General features: G+C 51.6%; 1 rRNA gene. It reads right to left on the bottom strand.

From position 1 onward, the window contains the following. Window positions 1-67 precede the first annotated feature (67 nt). Window positions 68-2,960, bottom strand: a 23S ribosomal RNA gene (locus DMX12_RS28635). Window positions 2,961-3,020 lie beyond the last annotated feature (60 nt).

Below are 3,020 nucleotides of genomic sequence, written 5' to 3'. Positions count from 1 at the left end.
TTGCGAACTTTCGGTTCATGTCATCTTCACCACCGCAATCTGCGCTAGCAAATTGCTTGGGTGTTATATGGTCAAGCCTCACGGGCAATTAGTATTGGTTAGCTCAACGCCTCACAGCGCTTACACACCCAACCTATCAACGTCGTAGTCTTCGACGGCCCTTTAGGGGATTCAAGATCCCAGTGAGATCTCATCTTGAGGCAAGTTTCCCGCTTAGATGCTTTCAGCGGTTATCTCTTCCGAACATAGCTACCCGGCAATGCCACTGGCGTGACAACCGGAACACCAGAGGTTCGTCCACTCCGGTCCTCTCGTACTAGGAGCAGCCCCTCTCAAATCTCAAACGTCCACGGCAGATAGGGACCGAACTGTCTCACGACGTTCTAAACCCAGCTCGCGTACCACTTTAAATGGCGAACAGCCATACCCTTGGGACCGGCTTCAGCCCCAGGATGTGATGAGCCGACATCGAGGTGCCAAACACCGCCGTCGATATGAACTCTTGGGCGGTATCAGCCTGTTATCCCCGGAGTACCTTTTATCCGTTGAGCGATGGCCCTTCCATACAGAACCACCGGATCACTAAGACCTACTTTCGTACCTGCTCGACGTGTTTGTCTCGCAGTCAAGCGCGCTTTTGCCTTTATACTCTACGACCGATTTCCGACCGGTCTGAGCGCACCTTCGTACTCCTCCGTTACTCTTTGGGAGGAGACCGCCCCAGTCAAACTACCCACCATACACTGTCCTCGATCCGGATAACGGACCTGAGTTAGAACCTCAAAGTTGCCAGGGTGGTATTTCAAGGATGGCTCCATGAGAACTGGCGTCCCCACTTCAAAGCCTCCCACCTATCCTACACAAGCAAATTCAAAGTCCAGTGCAAAGCTATAGTAAAGGTTCACGGGGTCTTTCCGTCTAGCCGCGGATACACTGCATCTTCACAGCGATTTCAATTTCACTGAGTCTCGGGTGGAGACAGCGCCGCCATCGTTACGCCATTCGTGCAGGTCGGAACTTACCCGACAAGGAATTTCGCTACCTTAGGACCGTTATAGTTACGGCCGCCGTTTACCGGGGCTTCGATCAAGAGCTTCGCTTGCGCTAACCCCATCAATTAACCTTCCGGCACCGGGCAGGCGTCACACCCTATACGTCCACTTTCGTGTTTGCAGAGTGCTGTGTTTTTAATAAACAGTCGCAGCGGCCTGGTATCTTCGACCGGCATGAGCTTACGGAGCAAGTCCTTCACCCTCGCCGGCGCACCTTCTCCCGAAGTTACGGTGCCATTTTGCCTAGTTCCTTCACCCGAGTTCTCTCAAGCGCCTTGGTATTCTCTACCTAACCACCTGTGTCGGTTTGGGGTACGGTTCCCAGTTATCTGAAGCTTAGGAGCTTTTCTTGGAAGCATGGTATCAACCACTTCGTCGCCTAAAGGCAACTCGTCATCAGCTCTCGGCCTTGAAATCCCGGATTTGCCTAAGATTTCAGCCTACCACCTTAAACCTGGACAACCAACGCCAGGCTGGCCTAACCTTCTCCGTCCCTCCATCGCAATAACTGGAAGTACAGGAATATTAACCTGTTTTCCATCGACTACGCTTTTCAGCCTCGCCTTAGGGACCGACTAACCCTGCGTCGATTAACGTTGCGCAGGAAACCTTGGTCTTTCGGCGTGCGAGTTTTTCACTCGCATTGTCGTTACTCATGTCAGCATTCGCACTTCTGATACCTCCAGCAAGCTTCTCAACTCACCTTCACAGGCTTACAGAACGCTCCTCTACCGCATCACCAAAAGGTGATACCCGTAGCTTCGGTGCATGGTTTGAGCCCCGTTACATCTTCCGCGCAGGCCGACTCGACTAGTGAGCTATTACGCTTTCTTTAAAGGGTGGCTGCTTCTAAGCCAACCTCCTAGCTGTCTAAGCCTTCCCACATCGTTTCCCACTTAACCATGACTTTGGGACCTTAGCTGACGGTCTGGGTTGTTTCCCTTTTCACGACGGACGTTAGCACCCGCCGTGTGTCTCCCATGCTCGGCACTTGTAGGTATTCGGAGTTTGCATCGGTTTGGTAAGTCGGGATGACCCCCTAGCCGAAACAGTGCTCTACCCCCTACAGTGATACATGAGGCGCTACCTAAATAGCTTTCGAGGAGAACCAGCTATCTCCGAGCTTGATTAGCCTTTCACTCCGATCCACAGGTCATCCGCTAACTTTTCAACGGTAGTCGGTTCGGTCCTCCAGTCAGTGTTACCTAACCTTCAACCTGCCCATGGATAGATCGCCCGGTTTCGGGTCTATACCCAGCGACTAAACGCCCTATTAAGACTCGCTTTCGCTACGCCTCCCCTATTCGGTTAAGCTCGCCACTGAATATAAGTCGCTGACCCATTATACAAAAGGTACGCAGTCACCTAACAAAGTAGGCTCCCACTGCTTGTACGCATACGGTTTCAGGTTCTATTTCACTCCCCTCTCCGGGGTTCTTTTCGCCTTTCCCTCACGGTACTGGTTCACTATCGGTCAGTCAGTAGTATTTAGCCTTGGAGGATGGTCCCCCCATATTCAGACAAAGTTTCTCGTGCTCCGTCCTACTCGATTTCATTGATAAGAGATTTTCGTGTACGGGGCTATCACCCACTATGGCCGCACTTTCCAGAGCGTTCCACTAATCTCAAACCAACTTAAGGGCTGGTCCCCGTTCGCTCGCCACTACTAAGGGAATCTCGGTTGATTTCTTTTCCTCAGGGTACTTAGATGTTTCAGTTCCCCTGGTTCGCCTCTTGCACCTATGTATTCAGTACAAGATACTCAGCTTATGCTGAGTGGGTTCCCCCATTCAGAGATCTCTGGATCACAGTCTGTTTGCCGACTCCCCAAAGCTTATCGCAGGCTACCACGTCTTTCATCGCCTCTGACTGCCAAGGCATCCACCGTATGCGCTTCTTCACTTGACCATATAACCCCAAGCAATCTGGTTATACTGTGAAGACGACATTCGCCGAAAATTCGCATTT

Origin of the sequence: Pseudomonas sp. MB-090624, from assembly GCF_003205245.1 — a bacterium.
GTDB lineage: Bacteria > Pseudomonadota > Gammaproteobacteria > Pseudomonadales > Pseudomonadaceae > Aquipseudomonas > Aquipseudomonas juntendi.
This window is presented reverse-complemented; position numbering and strand designations above follow the sequence as displayed.